Origin of the sequence: Magnetospirillum molischianum DSM 120 (genome assembly GCF_000294655.1) — a bacterium.
GTDB lineage: Bacteria > Pseudomonadota > Alphaproteobacteria > Rhodospirillales > Magnetospirillaceae > Phaeospirillum > Phaeospirillum molischianum.
Map to the genome: position 1 here is coordinate 43,100 of NZ_CAHP01000035.1, position 17,213 is coordinate 60,312.

The 17,213-nt window shown below is 61.6% G+C and carries 14 protein-coding genes and 1 pseudogene; all 15 read left to right on the forward strand.

The features are described 5' to 3' along the window. The first annotated feature begins 11 nt into the window (after window positions 1–11). The 15 genes and pseudogenes from flgE to PHAMO_RS14720 all read left to right on the forward strand — a co-directional run bounded on the left by flgE (window position 12) and on the right by PHAMO_RS14720 (window position 17,202). Entirely contained in the window at window positions 12–1,247 is a 1,236-nt protein-coding gene (gene flgE / locus PHAMO_RS14645) for a flagellar hook protein FlgE (RefSeq protein WP_002730421.1), read from the forward strand. 25 nt (window positions 1,248–1,272) lie between these two features. Then, window positions 1,273–1,635, forward strand: coding sequence for a hypothetical protein (locus tag PHAMO_RS14650; RefSeq protein WP_002730422.1), 363 nt, complete (start codon window positions 1,273–1,275; stop codon window positions 1,633–1,635). 37 nt (window positions 1,636–1,672) lie between these two features. Next, window positions 1,673–2,134 carry a flagellar protein FlgN gene (locus tag PHAMO_RS18660; RefSeq protein ID WP_002730424.1) on the forward strand — a complete coding sequence of 154 codons (462 nt, stop codon included), beginning with the start codon at window positions 1,673–1,675 and terminating at the stop codon, window positions 2,132–2,134. 42 nt (window positions 2,135–2,176) lie between these two features. Further along, a complete protein-coding gene (gene flgK / locus PHAMO_RS14660; protein ID WP_002730425.1) occupies window positions 2,177–3,901 on the forward strand; it encodes a flagellar hook-associated protein FlgK in 1,725 nt (574 codons plus the stop codon). 45 nt (window positions 3,902–3,946) lie between these two features. Continuing rightward, a pseudogene (locus PHAMO_RS14665) lies at window positions 3,947–4,804 on the forward strand (flagellin); the annotation flags it as partial. 576 nt (window positions 4,805–5,380) lie between these two features. Next, the gene (locus PHAMO_RS14670) at window positions 5,381–6,307 is read left to right on the forward strand and encodes a ParA family protein (protein ID WP_002730429.1); all 927 of its coding nucleotides are present in this window, start codon (window positions 5,381–5,383) and stop codon (window positions 6,305–6,307) included. Continuing rightward, the gene (locus PHAMO_RS14675; protein ID WP_002730430.1) at window positions 6,304–7,260 is read left to right on the forward strand and encodes a P-loop NTPase family protein; all 957 of its coding nucleotides are present in this window, start codon (window positions 6,304–6,306) and stop codon (window positions 7,258–7,260) included. The genes PHAMO_RS14670 and PHAMO_RS14675 overlap by 4 nt, the downstream gene beginning before the upstream one ends. Before the next feature lie 432 nt (window positions 7,261–7,692). Then, on the forward strand, window positions 7,693–9,135 hold the full coding sequence (locus PHAMO_RS14685) for an undecaprenyl-phosphate glucose phosphotransferase (RefSeq protein WP_002730431.1): 1,443 nt from the start codon (window positions 7,693–7,695) through the stop codon (window positions 9,133–9,135). 9 nt (window positions 9,136–9,144) lie between these two features. Next, on the forward strand, window positions 9,145–10,845 hold the full coding sequence (locus tag PHAMO_RS14690) for a GMC oxidoreductase (protein WP_002730432.1): 1,701 nt from the start codon (window positions 9,145–9,147) through the stop codon (window positions 10,843–10,845). Next, window positions 10,842–11,804: an NAD-dependent epimerase/dehydratase family protein gene (locus PHAMO_RS14695; protein WP_002730433.1), complete on the forward strand. Its 963-nt coding sequence runs from the start codon at window positions 10,842–10,844 to the stop codon at window positions 11,802–11,804. The genes PHAMO_RS14690 and PHAMO_RS14695 overlap by 4 nt, the downstream gene beginning before the upstream one ends. Before the next feature lie 64 nt (window positions 11,805–11,868). Next, entirely contained in the window at window positions 11,869–12,591 is a 723-nt protein-coding gene (locus PHAMO_RS14700; RefSeq protein ID WP_002730434.1) for a polysaccharide biosynthesis/export family protein, read from the forward strand. A gap of 34 nt (window positions 12,592–12,625) precedes the next feature. Further along, complete coding sequence (locus tag PHAMO_RS14705) at window positions 12,626–13,936, forward strand: hypothetical protein (protein WP_002730435.1); 1,311 nt, start codon at window positions 12,626–12,628, stop codon at window positions 13,934–13,936. 1 nt (window position 13,937) lies between these two features. Continuing rightward, window positions 13,938–15,584 (forward strand): glycoside hydrolase family 44 protein, encoded by a 1,647-nt coding sequence (locus tag PHAMO_RS14710; protein WP_002730436.1) that lies wholly within the window; start codon window positions 13,938–13,940, stop codon window positions 15,582–15,584. Further along, window positions 15,581–16,882, forward strand: coding sequence for a lipopolysaccharide biosynthesis protein (locus PHAMO_RS14715; protein ID WP_002730437.1), 1,302 nt, complete (start codon window positions 15,581–15,583; stop codon window positions 16,880–16,882). The genes PHAMO_RS14710 and PHAMO_RS14715 overlap by 4 nt, the downstream gene beginning before the upstream one ends. After that, window positions 16,864–17,202, forward strand: coding sequence for a hypothetical protein (locus PHAMO_RS14720; RefSeq protein ID WP_002730438.1), 339 nt, complete (start codon window positions 16,864–16,866; stop codon window positions 17,200–17,202). Before PHAMO_RS14715 ends, PHAMO_RS14720 begins: the two co-directional genes overlap by 19 nt. The last annotated feature ends 11 nt before the right edge of the window (window positions 17,203–17,213 follow it).

A 17,213-nucleotide genomic window follows, 5' to 3' on the forward strand; every position in this document is an offset into this window, starting at 1 on the left:
GGAGAATTGCAATGTCACTCGCCGGAGCGATGAACACTGCCGTATCGGCGCTGAAGGCGCAAAGTCAAGCGCTGTCGATGATTTCCAACAATCTCGCCAATTCTTCGACCACGGGCTACAAAGGCGTTTCAACTAGCTTTTCATCCCTGGTTACTCAGCAATTCAGCACCACGTCCTATCCGGGCGGCGGGGTGACGACGTCGGTTCGCCAGAACGTCGATGCTCAGGGGCTGATTTCTGCGACCACCAACAACACCGATCTTGCGATCGACGGCAACGGCTTTTTCGTCGTCACCTACGGGCAGGACGGCAAAGAAGATTTCTATACCCGTGACGGCGAGTTTTCGGTCAACAAGGAAGGCTATCTCGTCCTGGGAAATTACTATCTCCAGGGTGCCAAGACCGACACCTACGGCAAGATCGTCGGGAATATCGCGAACCCCGAGCCGATAAAGGTCAACATCAACGACAAGCAGGCGATCCCGACGACGACGGAGGCCATCAAGGCCAACCTTCCGTCCACTGCCGCGGTGGGGGCCACCTTCTCGACCTCGATGGAAGTGTTCGATGCCCAGGGTGGGGCGAGCACGGTCAGCCTGACCTTTGAAAAGACTGCCGCGAATGCCTGGAAGCTGTCCTTCGGCAATCTGACCTCGGACGGTGGCGCGCCGACAGGCACGATCTCCCCGACGTCGCTTTCGCTGACCTTTGACGGCAATGGAAAGCTGACTTCGAATGCGACCGAGACGCTCGCGCTGACTTGGACCAACGGCAGCACCTCGCCCAGTTCGATCAAGCTTGATCTGGGCAAGGAAGGCAGCCTCAGCCAGCAGAACACCGGCACGGGCCTGAGCATCACCAGCATCGTCGGCGACGGCGCGGTGCCTGGCAGCTATACCGGCGTCGAAATCGGCAAGGACGGTACGATCTTCGCCAAATACGACAACGGCCTTCAGGTTCCCATTTCCAAGATGGCGATTGCGACGTTCCCCAATCCGGACGGTCTGTCCGCGATGAGTAACGGTATCTATGCGCAATCGTCGTCATCGGGAAAGCACGACATCTATCACGTCGCGGGCGACGGCGGGACCGGGATCATCAAGTCGAGTTCGCTCGAAGCTTCGAATGTCGATACCGGAACCGAGTTCACCCGGATGATTGTCGCGCAGCAGGCTTATTCGGCTGCATCCCAGGTCATCAGTACCGCCAAGGACATGTACAGCTCCCTGATTTCGGCTGTCCGCTGACCGATTGCCGCGAAAGGACGTTTCGATGACCAACAAACCCGATTCAGCTCAGATTATTTCTCTCTCCGAACGCCGCTTCGAGCGTCGGATCGAGGAAATTCGCGAGATTCTTCCTCCCGCCCCGCCGGGGGAAACAGTCGATCCCGATCTCGACGCCCGTCAGCTTGCCGAGATCCTCGCTCAGCAGATTGCCGAACTGCCGGACGATCAGCGTCGGCTGGTTCGTCGCCGGGTTTCCGTTGCCATCGGCGATCTTGAAACCCTGATCGAAGAACTGGAGGGCGATCTTGCCGCTCTGGCCAAGGATCTGCGGGCACTCAACAACCATGACGGTGCAGTGCGGGCTTATCGCCAAGGGTCCACCGCCACTCACGACCTTTGTTCCTGACACAATTGTGTCCCAATCCGAGACAAGGAGCCTCGCCATGCTTCAGACCGTCGCCGCCGATCTTTCGGACCTCGCTCGCGTCGAAACCTCGGCCCATGCCCTGCTCGATGTGGTGACCGAACTGTCCGCCGTGCTGGAAGAGGAAAACCGGCTGTTGGCCGAGGGATTTCCCGCCGGTCTGGTCGGAACCTCGGATCGCAAGGGCGAACTGACGGCCGAATATGCCGATCTGTGGGAGCAGGTGCGTGCCGAGGCCGCCCAGGCCCTGGCTGCCGATCCCGACTTCGCCCGCTCGCTGACGCAGGCGGTGGGCGATCTGCGTCAGGTTGCCAACGAAAATCTGGCGCGGCTGGAAGCGGCGATGACGGCATCGCGGCGTCGGGTCGAGGCAGCACTGGCGGCTTTGCATGAGGATGCCGCCATCGGTGGGACCTACGGGGCCGATGGTGAGACGTTGCTGGCCCATTTCCCGTCCATCGGGACCAACTTTCACGCCTGATTCCAGCCCAGGGCGGGCAGAGATCGCGAAGGGGAGCTGAAGATGTCGCTCAATCTTGCCATGTCCACGGCGTCGCGATCGCTGCGGGCGATCGAAACCCAACTTTCGGTCGCGACGGCGAATATGACGAGCGCCGACGTCAAAGGGTATACCCGCAAGTCCGCGACCAAGGTCACCGAAGTCACGGCGGGAGTTGGTACCGGCGCCACGATCACCGAGATCGTCAGCAAGGTCGATCCCTGGCTGTTGAAGAGCATTATATCCGCGTCATCGTCCAAGGAGGCCTCTGCGGTCACCTATGATTATCTCTCCCAACTGGGGCAGGCTCTGGGGGCGCTGTCGTCGGACAGCAGCAGTGGTGGGACTCTGGCCACGGCTATTTCATCGCTGACGGCATCGCTGACCAAGCTTGCGACCACGCCCGACAGCGCAACTCTGAAAAGCGATGTCGTTGGTGATCTCGACACTGTTGCCGCTGCGTTACGTTCGACTTCCTCTCAGGTGCAGAACCTGCGTCTGAATGCCGATTCCGACATCGCCGACGCCGTTGATACCGCCAATACTGCGTTGAACGCGATCGATGCGCTGAACGATTCCATCGTTCGCGCCCAGGCGTCCGGCCAGTCCACGTCCGATCTGGAAGACCAGCGGATGAACAAGGTGGCCGATCTGGCTGGCGTGATGGGAATCACCTATTTCACCCAGGCGAATGGGGCGATGGTAATCTACACCAGCGGCGGCAAGCCGCTGCTGAATTCGACCGTTCATCCCTTGTCGTTCAAAGAGACAAGCACGATGACCTCGGGCGCGTACTATTCCGATATCCCGCCCAAAGGCAATTTGTCCGGTATCTCCGTTGATGGCGAACCCATCACGGGGACAATCAGAAACGGCAGCCTCTCCTCGTTGCTGACAATGCGCGACAAGACTCTGCCCGGCATTCAAACCGAACTGGACACGATCGCGAAAAGCCTGCGCGATACCCTTAACAGCGTTCATAACGACAGTGCGGGAACGTCCTCTCCCAGTAGTTTGAGTGGCAGTGTCGGGGGCGTGAACGCGTTGGGGATGAGCGGCACGCTCAAGGTTGTCATTACCGATGCGGACGGCAAGGCTGTTTCCAGCGCGGATATCGACCTTTCGACGATTTCCACGGTTAGCGATCTGAAAGTCGCCCTGGATGCGGTGCCGGGTCTTGATGCCTCGATTGATGCCGATGGTCGCCTGAGCGTGACCACAAACCCGTCTTCTACCGGAGTCATTCTGTCGGGTGGGACGGTGTCGTCGGTGAACGGAACCACGCTCTCGGCCGCCAAGTCCCTGTCCGCCGCGTTGGGTCTCAACGATCTGGTGAGCGGCACCGGCGCGGAAACGATCTCGGTTCGCTCCGATATCTTGGCGTCGCCCAAACTACTCGCGACATCAACTCTGAATTCCACCGTGACGGTGGGGAGTGCGCCGGTCAGCATCGGAACCGGAACACGGGTCCAGGCTCTGGCCAATGCCATCACGGCGTCCGGGGTGACCGCCAAGACGAACGACACGGTATCTGGAGTTTCCAGCCGTTTGTCCGCCGCCAAGGAAGAGGCCAGCAGCCAGCAGACAGCTCTGACGACCCTTACTTCGTCATTTTCTTCGAAATACGGCGTCAATATCGATGAAGAAACCGCCACTGTAACGGCGCTACAGAAGTCTTATTCTGCTTCGGCGCAAGTGTTCAGTGCGGCAAATTCAATGTTTGACGCCCTTTTACAAGCGGTGAGATGACCATGGAACGGATATCGACCTTCGGGCTGGGGCGAAACGGTTCTAAGCTCAACGCTGTCATTGCAAACGCGTCTGGCCAATGCCCAGTTGCAGAAATCTTCGGGACTAAAGTCCAGCACATATGCCGAGCTTGGTTCGGCAGATGTCTCTCGGCTGGTAACGGTCGAAGACACGTTGAGCCGGACCAAGGCGTGGTCCGCCAATACCCAGACGGTTTTGGATCGTGTCGAGGTGATGCACAGCACCCTCGGCAGTATCGGCGATAAGATGACGAGTCTGAAAAAGACTCTATCGGCGGCGGTGTCAAATACCGGCTCGGTGCTTGATTATCCAGAATTGGGCCGAGGCATGCTGAATGACCTGAAGAACCTGATGAACACTCAGGTCGATGGCCGCTATCTGTTCTCTGGTGGCCGTACTGACACCGCTCCGGTCGATATTTCGAAACTGACCTTGCCGCCAACCGGCGTCGATCTCAATTATTATCAAGGCGATTCCAGTCTGGCCTCGGTCCAGGTCTCAAGCGATCTGACGCTTACTTATGGCGTTACCGCCAACAATTCGGGCTTCGAAAAGGCGTTGCGTGCCGCCGCGATGCTGACGGATTTGACCGCCGTCCCGATCGACTCGGACAAAGTGAAGGCTGCCTATACCCTGGCCTCCGAGGCATTCAACGATCTTGTGAACATCCGAGGAAACGTCTCGGTGTCCTCCAGTCGGCTGGAAGAGATAAAGAACAGTCAAGACGACGCAGTGACATTGCTCGCCAGCCGTGCCAGCGATTTGAAGTCGGTCGATATCGCCGATATCGCGGTACAGGTTTCCCAACTTCAGACCTCGCTGGAGGCATCTTTCTCTGCTTTGGCTAAGATCTCCAGCCTGTCGCTGGCTAAGTACCTGTAGCGCGCTCCGGCGATCAAGCCGCCGGAACATCGGCCGTTATAGCGGCCAACCCTCGATTTGAGCCGTTGGCCGGTATCGGGCCACCCGTTGCGGCGGCGGCCATCCCGCCGCGCGATCGCACGAGCATCAGCCCCCCCTTTTTTCACGACTAAACCTGTCCGTCACCCTTCGACGCCCCATCCCTTAACTCGCTCAGATCCGTAAACGATGTTGTTCGCCCCTGCGGCAACGGATTGACGAGAGAGGCATTTGCGGCACCCCATCCACACCAAACCTCTAAGGAACCATCAGCACGAGCTGCCGCTCCTTCCTTTTAAAATCAAAAGAAAGGCACTTAAACCTGAGGTTGATTTGTCATTTATATTAATCATCCCCATATCCCACTCAGGCAACAATCCCTGCATTACAGATAAAATTCTTCCATTTTTTACGATAAAGTCGTTTCACGACCAGTCGATCGTCATGCAATGATCGCCTTTGAATAGGAAAAGAAAGCGAACACCGGTCTTACCGACGACCTCACACGGTAGCGGTATCGCCCGGCCCCGCTATCTCCGTTGGTTAAATGCTGCCATCATGACGTCTTTCGCCACAGCCGAGCCGACATCCCCCCTCCTCGTCGCTGTTTGCAATCACAAAGGCGGCGTCGCCAAAACCACCACTTGCGTCAACCTTGCCGCAGGCCTTGTCACTGCGGGTCAGACCGTAGCAGTCGCCGATTTCGATTCACTCGCCACCGCTAGCCGTATTCTCGGGATCAATACCGCCCGAATCGGCACCTACGAGGTGATAACGGGCCGTTGCTCGATCGAAACCGCCTTCCTGCCTACCTCTCAAGCAGGAATATGGGTGCTGCCATCCACTCCTACGCTTCATCTCGCCGAGATCGAACCCGAGGTGATCTCACTCAACGCCGAACGACTGCGCGCACGACTTACCGCCACCGAGCGCTGCGACACCATTCTGATCGACTGTCCGCCATCGCTGGGAGCAATCGCGGTCAATGTCATCGCCGCTGCCGATCTGATGCTAGTACCGGTTCAGCCAACGACCTTCGCCCGTGATGGGCTAGAACGAACCCTCGAGATCTTTGCCGCTTGCCGCTCCACCCAACCTCGCCTTGCCCCGCGCATCCTGATCACCATGGCGGATATCAACGATTCCAGTGTCCGCCGCATCATCGACCAGATCCGCCACGATCACGGCGATCAGGTTTATCCCACCGCGATCCCGTTCGACTCATCGGATAAGGGCCTAGCTACAACCTTTGTTAGCTCTACCGATAGCGCAATTGCTACCGCCTATCTCCGCGCTACCCTGGCCCTTCTACGCGATCAACGGCTGTGCCGCGCCGCCGCCATGCGGCAGCAGCAAGGCGTTTTGGAAATACAGCCCGCTGATACCGCGCAATTGAGTCTGCCGATCCAGCCGCCGGTGCCGCCCGCTGTCGCAGTAGAACCAGCACGCCGCGAAACCGACAACAAAGAGAACCGCGCCCCATGACGCCGCCGATACCGTCTTCCGCCACCCTGCCCCCGGCCCTGCGCTTGCGCATCAAGGCCTTGCTCGATTCCGGCGTGACACCCGATGAAATCGTCGCTCGCCTCGCCGACCCCGATGTCGGGTCGGCTGGACATCGGACGGTGCTATCGACGGAATTGACCGAAGCAATCGGAGCGGTAGCGGCCGAAGCACCGCCTCCTGCCGCCGCTCCAGCGTCTCCGCCCCACCCGACCGACGTTGGTGGAGCAACAGTCTCGCTGGTCAACGATGCCAAGCGCCTGCTCAGCGTACTCGCCAGTTCGCTCCAGACCCGTGAACGCGGTACGGTGATCCAATTCATCTCCGCTCGCCGGGGCGAGGGAGCTTCAACCATCGCCCGCGATTTCGCCCGCGTTGCCGCCCAGAACAGCGACCGCCCGGTTCTGCTGCTCGATCTCGATTGGGCCGCCCCCAGCCAGTACGAGCACTTCCAGCGTGCCGCCGCCAGCGTCGGAGGACTCGGCTCCGAACCTGGGCCAGCGGTCGATCTCGGCATCGACCCGTCGGTTCTGTTGCGTTTTACCGATAAGACCCTGCCGCATCCGTTGGTCCGCACGACCGTTACTGTTCACCGCATCGGCGCGACCGCGCTGTACGTCACCCGCCTCGGCGAGACGGGTGCAGTGACACCACCCGCATCCACCCGCCTCAGCTATCCGGCGTTTTGGGACCAGTTGCGTGCCGAGGTTGGCCTGACGGTAATTGATGCCCCCCCGGTGTTCAGTTCGTTCGACGGCCTCGCCGTCAGTCCTACCGCCGACAAAGTGGTGGTGGTGGTTGAGGCGGAAACCACCCGTATCCCAGTTGCTCAGGAGCTGATTGGCCGCCTGACAGCCCAGGGGGCCGATATCGCCGGTATCATCCTCAACAAGAGAAGGGTTTATATTCCGAAGTTTATTTATCGATGGTTGTAAATTTGCATCTCGAAGAGAAATACACATCTCAAGATACAAATGAACTTAAACAAAAAGTAGACTGAAACACTAACTTATTTCCACAGCGACCTCATATCCATTGAGGGAATATTCCCCCTCAAAAATAACCCTCAAAGATGGCGGGCGCGACCAAGGCGACGAGTCGGATAGATACCGACGCGATCTGGCGGTCGGACGAAAGAGGCTTTTCTGTTTATACGCAACGGCCTATGCCGATAGGACTTGCGGGAGAAATGCCATTCGTAAGATGTAATTTTATGCAAATTTTCCATAATCTGCATTACGATGAGGATATATCGAACAAAGCCATCCTGGGGAAGCCAGTTCAGAGTATTTTCGAATACAGTCTCTTTATTTGTCACGGAAGCGTGATCATATCTCATTGACCACCTCCTATCGGGCTACGAATAGATGACGAAGACCAGTGCAATTGAAATAAGAAAGCTGCAACAACTTGGCTGGCTGGCGGCGACGTTGTTGACACTGCGCCTGGCCGATCTCGCCATCATTCCGCTGAGTGGTCTGCTCGCGCACTGGCTGCGCTTTGGGGGAACGGAACCCGTTTCGCATGGGGAATTGCTAGCGCTGTCCTTCGCCTCGATGCTGGCGCTGGTGGTGTTTAATCTTGGCCAAGCCTATACTGTGCGGTTAGCTGCCAGCACCTGGGCGTTGAGCGTCCGGGCGATCGGCCACTGGCTCCTGGTGTTCCTGTTGGCGCTGGCCACCGCCTTCATGTTCAAAGTCAGCGATCATTTTTCCCGAATCTGGGCCGGGCTGTGGCTACTTCTGGCCGGAGGCGGCTTCGTTGCGGTACGTGCCATCACCGCCGATCTGGTCCGCCGCGCTCAGCGCGAGGGACGGCTGGCGGTGCGAGTGGCAATTTTGGGAGCCGACCAGAACGGGCTAACGATGGTCCGCCACCTTCACGACGACGATGCGGTCCGGGTGATCGGCCTGTATACCGACTGCGGCAAGCAAGCCCAAGCTGCCGGACTGTCGATTGCGGGTGGGTTCAGCGACCTGTTGACGACGATCCGCGAGGGGAAAGTCGATTGCGTGGTGATCCCCCTGCCCTGGAGCGGCAAACAACAGCTGCATCAGGTGATCGAGGCATTACAGGGGTTGTCGGTTGAGGTCCAGATCTGCCCGGAGGGACTCGAGGCCCTGGCCCGCTCCTTCCCGCTGGTGCGCAACGCCAGCACCACCTTGCTTGGCGGCTTGCCGATGATCACGGTGATGCACCGCCCACTCGATGGCTGGAGCTGGCTGATCAAACGGATCGAGGACATGGTGTTGCTGGCGCTGATCGCTCCGCTGGCGTTGCCGCTATGCCTGCTGATCGCGCTGGCCATCAAACTCGACAGTCCCGGTCCGGTGCTGTTTCGCCAGCAACGCGGCGGCTTCAACGGGCGAGATTTCTGGCTCTACAAGTTCCGCACCATGCGACTTGAGGCGTGCCAGTCGGACGGCGCGACCGTGGCCGCCGCTCGCCAAGATCCGCGTGTCACCCGAGTTGGCCGCCTGCTGCGCCGGATCAGTCTTGACGAACTGCCGCAATTCCTGAACGTGCTGCGGGGCGAGATGTCGGTGATTGGTCCCCGTCCCCACGCTTTGTCACACGACCGCCAGTTCGCCAGCGTGATCACCCGCTATTACGCCCGGCTGCGGGTCCGTCCTGGCATCACCGGCTGGGCTCAGGTCAACGGCCTCCGCGGCAGCATTGAGGAAGACGACCACATACGCCGCAGAGTTGATCATGATTTATGGTACATCGAGCATTGGTCTATATTACTTGATTTGCGCATTCTGGTGCTGACGCCGTTCGTTGGCTTGATCCATCACAATGCTTACTGAGTCCCTCCGATGATTCTTGACGCCGATGATCTCCCCCCCGGCCAACCGCTTACCGCCGACCTGTGTCTGGTCGGGGCCGGGGCGGTGGGAATTGCTCTCGCCCTCGACCTGATCGGGTCCGGCCTGTCGGTGATCCTGCTGGAATCCGGCGGCTTCGACCGTGAAGAGGAGAGCCAGGCGCTGTATCGGGGTGATGTCGTCGATCCGCGTCGGCACAGCCCACCCGATCGCTACCGCGAACGGCGCTTCGGCGGGTCGAGCACCACCTGGGGCGGCCGGGCGATGCCGCTCGACCCGATCGATTTCGAGGCCCGCCCTTATCTGGCCCATAGCGGCTGGCCGATCGGTTATGACGATCTGGCACCATTCTATCCCCGCGCCAACCGGCTGTGCGAGGCGGGTGCCTTCGCCTATACCATCGAAACCGCGTTCGACTCACCGCGCCGACCGATGATTTCGGGCTTTTCCAGTCCGCATTTCACCACCAACACCCTCGAACGCTTCAGTTGCCCGACCGATTTCGGCCGCCGCTATCGCCACAAACTGGAAGCCGCTGCCAATGTGCGGGTGATCCTGCACGCCAACGTGGTCGAGATCGAGTTGGCCGCCGACGCCGAGCGAGTCAAAAGTCTCGCGGTGCGGACACTAAAGGGTGGTGCATTCGACATCAGCGCCGGACAGGTCGTTCTGGCCACTGGCGGGCTGGAAACTGCCCGGCTGCTACTGGCCAGCCGCAGCCGCCAGCCCGCCGGGATCGGCAACGGCCACGATCTGGTCGGACGTCATTACATGTGCCACCTCGCCGGCACGATCGGCCGCCTGAAGATCGACGGCCCGCCCGGTTGCGTCTGGAACGGCTATGATATCGCCGATGACGGCACCTATTGTCGGCGTCGGATCGCATTGCGTCCCGACGTGCAGCGCCAGCTTGGTCTCGGCAATGTCGTTGCCCGCCTCCACCATCCCCGCATCACCGATCCGCGCCACCACAATGGCGCATTGTCGCTACTCTACCTTGCCCGCGCCTTCATTCCTTACGAATACGGCAAACGGCTGTATGGCGACGATGCAGTCGGGCTGACAGATCAGTTGAGCCACCTCGCCAATGTCGTCACCGATCTGCCAGCAACAGTCGGTTTCATGCTGCACCTTCTGCGCGACCGCCGACTTGCCGAGCGCAAGTTCCCTTCGATCCTCATCCGCTCGCGCGCAAACCTGTTCAGCCTCGATTTTCACGCCGAGCAGCAACCCGATCCGGCCAGCCGGGTGACGCTGGGGAGCGAGACCGACGTGCTTGGCCTCCCCCGACTGGTGGTAGACTGGCGTTATGGTCAGGGCGATGTCGATACGGTGACGCGGAGCTTGGCTCTGTTCGCGGAAGACATCGCCGCCAGTGGCGTCGGCCGCTTCGAATACGATTCCACCCAGGTCGAGGCCGAAATGATCCGTTACGGCGCTTATGGCGGCCACCATATCGGCTTAGCCCGGATGAGCGATTCGCCGCGCCAAGGCGTCGTCGATCGCGATGGAAGGGTGCACGGCATCGCCAATCTCTACCTCGCCGGTTCCGCGGTATTTCCGACTTCGAGTCAGGCCAACCCGACTTTGACCGCCGTGGCCCTCGGTTTGCGGTTGGCCCGCCACCTGCGCGACCGCACCACCGTCCCAATCGGCAGCACTGCCCCCGTTTTGTTCGGAGTCCCGGCATGAAACGCCGTATCCTGGTTCTCGGCGGCAGTGGCTTTATCGGCCGTCGTGTCGTCGCCGCCCTTGCTGCCACTGACTGGGCCGATCCGGTGGCGGCTAGTCGCCATGGCGACGGCCTGAGCCTTGACGCCACCCATCCCGCTGCACTGGCCGCCGCTTTGCCCGGCTTCGACGCGGTGGTCAACGCTCTCGCCGCCAGCCCGGCGACAATGGTCGCGGCAACCGAGGCGCTGACAGCTACCGCCGCCGCCCAACCAACCCCGCCACTGCTGATTCAACTCAGTTCGATGGCGGTCTATGGCCCCGTCAACGGCCGGGTCGATGAAGCCGCCCCAGTCAGTGCGGCGCTGGGACCCTACGCCGCTGCCAAGCTGGCGACCGAAGCCCGCAGCCGGGCCTATCCCCGCACGGTGATCTTGCGTCCCGGCTGCGTCTATGGTCCCGGCAGCGCACAATGGAGCGACCGCATTGCCAACCTGTTGCACAGCCGCCGTATCGGCGATCTTGGCGCCGGTGGTGACGGCATCGCCAATCTGGTGCTGATCGATGACGTCGTGGCCGCGATCCTTGCCGCGCTGACTTGCCCCGAGGCGGAAGGCGCGACGTTCAATCTGGCGATGGCAGATCCGCCCGATTGGAACAACTATTTCTTCCGCTTCGCCAAGGCGCTGGGCACGATACCGATCGCGCGGCGCTCGGAACGGCGGATGCGGTTGGAAACCAAGCTGTTCGCTCCGCCGCTGAAGCTGTTGGAACGGATCGCGGCGCGGGCTGGACTCGATCCTAACCGTCTGCCTCCGGCGATTCCGCCCTCACTGGCCCGGCTGTGGCGGCAGGAGATCCAGCTCGATTCGACGGCCGCCGAGCGGGTTCTCGGGCTGCGCTGGAGCGGGCTCGATCAAGGTCTCGCCGCAACGGTGAACTCCGCCCAAAGTGATCATCCTGCTGCACCGGCTCACTAACGGGGAAGCGGTAATGTCTTATCATCCAGACGGGCCGTTCCGGCCTGGACGAAATGAGGGAATCGTGACGAAACTCGGTAGAGGAATGGCAACATTGCTGGTGCTGGCCGCGCTGACGGGGTGCAGTTCTGGGCGCGAGCAATCCCCCGCTGCCGCCGGGTTCCGTCTGATCGGCGATGCGGTGCCGGCCTATCAGGTCGGGGCGGGCGATTCCCTGTCGATTGTGCTGCCCTATAACCCTGAGTTGAATTTTGAGGCCCCAGTCGGGCCGGATGGCCGCTTCACCATGCCAGTGGTCGGTAGTATCCTGGCCGAGGGCCGGACCGTGCCGGAAATCGAGGCCGATATCGACCGGGCGCTGGTCGAGCGCCGCATTGCTCGCAACGCCCAGCCTTCGGTCAGCATCCGCAATTACGCCCCGGTGGTCTATGTCAGCGGCGAGGTCAAGCAGCCGGGAGTGATCCCGTTGCGAGGGCGGATGGATCCGTTGCAGGCGATCAGCGTGGCTGGTGGCCTGCTTGAAACCGCGCGCAACGAGGAAGTCGTCGTGATCCGCCCCGGCCCGGACGGGCGGCCGCTGCTGCGGCTGGTCAATCTCGAGGCGCTCACCGACAAGGGTGACCCCACCCAGGCGGTTGCGTTGCAGCCGCAGGACACCGTGTTCGTGCCGAAATCCTCGATTGCCGTTCTTGATCAATGGATTGACCAGTACATCAACAAGACGCTGCCGTTCAACCGAGGGGTGAACTACACTATCAATAAAAACATGAGCGGCTCAAGCCAATGAGCCCGACAGGGCGGCGGGGTTAGGAACGGTCTTGATGTCGTTCAAAACTACCCAGGGCGAGCCTCCTGAAGAAGAAGACAGCACGACCGCTACCCGGCTGCGCACCGGGCGGATGGTGGTTCTTCTGCTATTGCTGCCGCTGTTCGGCCAGTTCTTCCATTACATGAAAGGTCTGCCCCCGCTCTGGGCGCTGTCGAAGGCCTTCCCGGTGATCTCGCTGCCGCTGGTGATGTTTCTGCGCGGGGTGCCCCGGCTGCCGATGGTCCGCCAGGTGCTGTTCACCTTTCTGTGGATGACCGTGGTTCCCAGCTTCGCGGCGATCTTCTACTTCCACCAGGACTTTTTCCTTGGCCTGACGGCCCAGGTCAAATTGCTGCCGATGCTCTATTTCTTTTCCTTCCTCGGATTGCTGGTGAAGCTACGCCCGAGCCTGGAGGAACTAGAGCGCGCCTTCCTGGTCTGCGGTGCCGCCACCCTGATTTTGCTGGTGATCCTGCGGGTGGTCGTGCCCCATTCCTGGTATAGTTCCCAATATGCGTTTGGGTCCTCCCCGCTGTTCTCGCTCGACAGTCGAGGCGAACGCATTCGGATGCCGATGTATTTCGCGATTATCGCGACCCTGTTTTGGTATCGTCGCTTCCTTGCCACCGGCCGTTTATGGCTACTTCTTGCCGCCTCCTCCGGCTTCCTGCTGACCCTGACCGTGGTGAAGACCCGAGCGATGGTGGTCGGCATGGCCGGAGTGTGTGTTATCAACGCCTTGGTTTTCGCCAGTCCCCGCCGCCGTCTTCTGCTGATTCTGCTGGCCCCGGTCGGACTAATCGGACTGTTCTCGTTCGGCTATCTTGGGACGATGTTCAGCACCGATTCGAGTTCCGGGTTCGATGTGCGCTGGAAGACCATCGTCAAGGCGGTTGACTTCCTCGGCCTCGATCCGGTGCGCTGGACCTTCGGCGTCGGCACCATCAGTCCGGTCAGCACGGAAAGCCTGTTCGCCTATTTTGATCACTTCTTTTTCCTCGCCGACATCACCTGGATCGGCATTCTGTTCGAATACGGGGTGATCGGCGCGCTGCTGGTGATCCTCTATCAATTACGCGGATTGCTGTTCTACCGCCGTCTCACCGCTTTTTACGCGAGCCCCTTCCTCGGCAGCCTGTTCGATTACATCGTCTATGTCCTGCTGATTTCGAACCTCTATCCGCCGACACTGTCCCCCGGCGAGACGGCCGTGATCCTGGCGATTTTCGCCTATGTCTGGCACTGCCACCTGGAGGACGAAGCCGAGGCGCAAGCCGCCGCCTTGGCCGAACACGCCCACGCCGCAGACAGGGAAACCCGCTGACATGATCCGCCGCGCTACCCGACTGATGTTGTGCGCCGCCTTGCCGCTCGCTTTGGCCGCCGCCGCCCCGGCTCCGGTCGAGGTGACGATTGATGCCGGGGCCGAGCGCCGCCCGATCAGCCCACTGATCTACGGGGTCGGCTTCGCCCCCACCGCAACCCTGCGTGATCTTAACCTGCCGCTCAACCGTTCTGGCGGAAACAGCGCTTCTCTTTACAACTGGAGGATAAACGCCCGCAACGCAGGCAAAGACTGGTTCTTTGAAAGTCTGGCTTGCAGCGAGGATATCTTCGACCAGCATGGCGAGGGCTTCATCGCCCTCAGCAAGGCGGCAGGTGCCGAGGCGATGCTGACCATTCCGATGATCGGCTGGGTCGCGCGGCTCGATGCCGGGCGTAAGCCGCTGGCCAGCTTCTCGATTGGCAAATATGGCCTGCAACAGGAGGCCGACCTCGACGGCTTCACCAGCGCTGGCAATGGCATCACCATCGACGGCACCCCGATCAGCGACAACGACCCCAACGACGCCGCTGAACCTTCCAGCCCCGAGGATCAGGCGGAATGGGTGCGGCAATTGGTGGCGAAATGGGGCGGCGCGGCCCATGGCGGTCTGCGCTACTACATCATGGACAACGAGCCGAGCTTCTGGCACGGCATCCACCGCGACGTTCACCCCGAGGGGGCTCACGCCCGCGAGGTCGCCGACAAAGTTAAGACCTACGCGGCGATGGTCAAGGCGATTGATCCCCAGGCCCTGGTCGTGGCTCCAGAGGAATGGGGCTGGGGCGGCTACCGCTATAGCGGCTTCGACCAGCAATATGCTGACACGCACGGCTTCGACCACGCGCCCGACCGCACCAACCAGACCGAGGGGATGGATTACCTGCCCTGGTTGCTGACCCAATGGAAGGCGGCCGGGCACCCGGTCGATGTGGTCAGCGTCCACTATTACCCGCAGGGCGGCGAATATCGCGAGAAGGGCGATGATGTGTCGCGCGAGATGCAGTTGCGGCGCAACCGTTCGACCCGCGATTTGTGGGATCAGAGCTACCACAATCCGACCTGGATCAACGACACGGTGGCGCTGATTCCCCGGCTGCGGCGCTGGGTCGATACCTACTACCATCCCGGCACCCCAATCGCTCTGACCGAATACAATTGGGGGGCTGAAACCACGATGAACGGTGCCACCGCCCAGGCTGACTTGCTCGGCATCTTTGGCCGCGAGGGACTCGACCTTGCCGCGCGCTGGGCCGCCCCGGCACCCGGTAGCCCGACCTACCTCGCCTTCAAGCTCTATCGCAATTATGACGGCAAGAACTCGACCTTTGGTGACCAGAGCGTCGCGGCGCGCGCCCCCGACCCCGACACTCTCGCCACCTTCGCCGCCTTGCGCGCAAGCGATGGCGCACTGACGGTGGTAGCCATCAATAAGCAGATCGACGCCCCGGCTCCGCTGCGGCTGACTCTCGCCCGGTTTGCCGCCGCCGGTGCGGTGGAATCCTACCGTCTCGTTGACGGCAAACTGGCACCGCTGCCGCCCACCGATTACAGCGGTGGAGGGCTTGCCACCGAGTTGCCGCCGCAGAGCGTCACCCTGTTTGTGTTGCGCGGAGCCAGCACCTCCCCCCCAGCCCTCCGGCGATGAGCGCACGGGATCTGTTGCGGGCGGCGGTGCCTGCACTGGCCTCGCGCCTGCTTGATGTCCCCAGCCGCTACGGCTTTCATCTGCTGATCGCCGCTGGACTCGGAGTGGTCGCCGCTGGCGATTTCTACATCGTGTTCAGTCTGATGGTGGCATTGGCCGGGTTGGGAAGGTTAGGCATCGACCGCGCCTTGACCCGTGAGGTGGCGATTGCGATCGCTGCTGGCCGGGTCGGGCAAGCCCACCGCTTGATCCGCCGCGCCGCTGCCCTGGTGACACTACTGTCCGGCGCGGTGGCGGTGACGCTGGCACTGGCCGCCGAGCCGCTGGCCCGGTTGGCGCTACACCGTCCTGAACTTGCCGGACCTCTGGCGCTGGGGGCGCTGGCGATCGTGCCGCAGAATCTCGGCGCAGTCGCCGCCGGGGCATTGGCCGGGCTACGCCGGGTCGGGCTTAGCCAGATGGTCTATTCCTGGCTGTGGCCAGCCTTGTTCTGCCTCGCCACCCCGCTGTTGGGGCTGGCGGTGCCGACCTCCCTTGGGCTGATCGCGGCCTGTTTCACCGTTACCGCCCTGATCGGTCTGGTCTGCCTGCGTCGTGTCTTCCCCCGCCCGGTTCCGGCGTTGTTCCCTGGGCCGCTGCCGCCGCTGCTGCGGCCCGGCCTGTCGCTGTTCACTCTCGAACTGGCTCAACTGACCTTGGCCAGCGCCCCAGTGCTGATTCTCGGCATGGTCGCCGACAGCGCGGCGGTCGGCCGCTTCGCTCTGGCGTGGCGGATTGCCCTGCTCGCCAATATCGTCGTCAGCGGGGTCGCGGCAATGGCCTCCCCCCGCTTTGCCGCTTTGCAGAACCAGGGCGACCGCGCCGGGTTGCGCAGCGCCGCCGCGCTGGCCAGCGGACTCGGCTTCATCCTGGCGCTGCCGGTGCTGCTGGTAATGCTGAGTCTACCAGTTCCATTGCTCGGGCTATTCGGGCCGGGCTTCGAGGCGGCGGCACCGGTCCTGCGCCTGCTCGCACTCGGCCAACTTGTCGCGGCCGCCTGCACCGCCTTACCCGAATTGCTGGGCATGGCGGGAAAGGAAACCAGCCTGCGCCGAATCAATGCCGTTACCATTCTGCTGGCGACCGGAGGAGTCGCCGCGTTGGCACCGCATTGGGGAGCCGAGGGGGCAGCGCTGGCTACCTCCGCCGCCCTCGCCGCCGGAGGCCTCGGGGCCGCCATCGCCGCATGGCGTCAACTTGACGTCGCGCCGTGCCGGGATCTGCTGGAAGGAGTAACGCGATGCTGGAAAAAGGTCTGATCCTGCTGGTCATGCTGGCGTTACCGACGGCGGCCTGGGCCGAAGCCCGACCGCCGCGCTATGACGTCAACGGCTTGTGCCGTCGCCTTGCCAACACCCCCGACGGGATCGACGTCCAACTCGAACAGAAATGCCTGCGCGACCAGAGCGACGCCCTCGACACCGTTAAGCGGCTGTGGCTCGACACCCCGGCCTACATTCAACGCGACTGCGACCTGCGGGCGCGGGCCGATGGCGACAAGGATTACGCTCTGCTGCGCAAATGTATCCGCGATCAGCTCAACCAGACCCAGCCCGATGTAATCCTGCCGACGCAATGAAACCGCGTCGG

Excerpts from the sequence above, each read along its gene's own strand:
- PHAMO_RS18660 (WP_002730424.1), top strand. The coding sequence starts at position 1,673 with ATGCTTCAGACCGTCGCCGCCGATCTTTCGGACCTCGCTCGCGTCGAA.
- PHAMO_RS14675 (WP_002730430.1), top strand. The coding sequence starts at position 6,304 with ATGACGCCGCCGATACCGTCTTCCGCCACCCTGCCCCCGGCCCTGCGC.
- PHAMO_RS14670 (WP_002730429.1), top strand. The coding sequence starts at position 5,381 with ATGACGTCTTTCGCCACAGCCGAGCCGACATCCCCCCTCCTCGTCGCT.
- flgK (WP_002730425.1), top strand. The coding sequence starts at position 2,177 with ATGTCGCTCAATCTTGCCATGTCCACGGCGTCGCGATCGCTGCGGGCG.
- PHAMO_RS14715 (WP_002730437.1), top strand. The coding sequence starts at position 15,581 with ATGAGCGCACGGGATCTGTTGCGGGCGGCGGTGCCTGCACTGGCCTCG.
- PHAMO_RS14695 (WP_002730433.1), top strand. The coding sequence starts at position 10,842 with ATGAAACGCCGTATCCTGGTTCTCGGCGGCAGTGGCTTTATCGGCCGT.
- flgE (WP_002730421.1), top strand. The coding sequence starts at position 12 with ATGTCACTCGCCGGAGCGATGAACACTGCCGTATCGGCGCTGAAGGCG.
- PHAMO_RS14685 (WP_002730431.1), top strand. The coding sequence starts at position 7,693 with ATGACGAAGACCAGTGCAATTGAAATAAGAAAGCTGCAACAACTTGGC.
- PHAMO_RS14720 (WP_002730438.1), top strand. The coding sequence starts at position 16,864 with ATGCTGGAAAAAGGTCTGATCCTGCTGGTCATGCTGGCGTTACCGACG.
- PHAMO_RS14690 (WP_002730432.1), top strand. The coding sequence starts at position 9,145 with ATGATTCTTGACGCCGATGATCTCCCCCCCGGCCAACCGCTTACCGCC.
- PHAMO_RS14650 (WP_002730422.1), top strand. The coding sequence starts at position 1,273 with ATGACCAACAAACCCGATTCAGCTCAGATTATTTCTCTCTCCGAACGC.
- PHAMO_RS14710 (WP_002730436.1), top strand. The coding sequence starts at position 13,938 with ATGATCCGCCGCGCTACCCGACTGATGTTGTGCGCCGCCTTGCCGCTC.
- PHAMO_RS14705 (WP_002730435.1), top strand. The coding sequence starts at position 12,626 with ATGTCGTTCAAAACTACCCAGGGCGAGCCTCCTGAAGAAGAAGACAGC.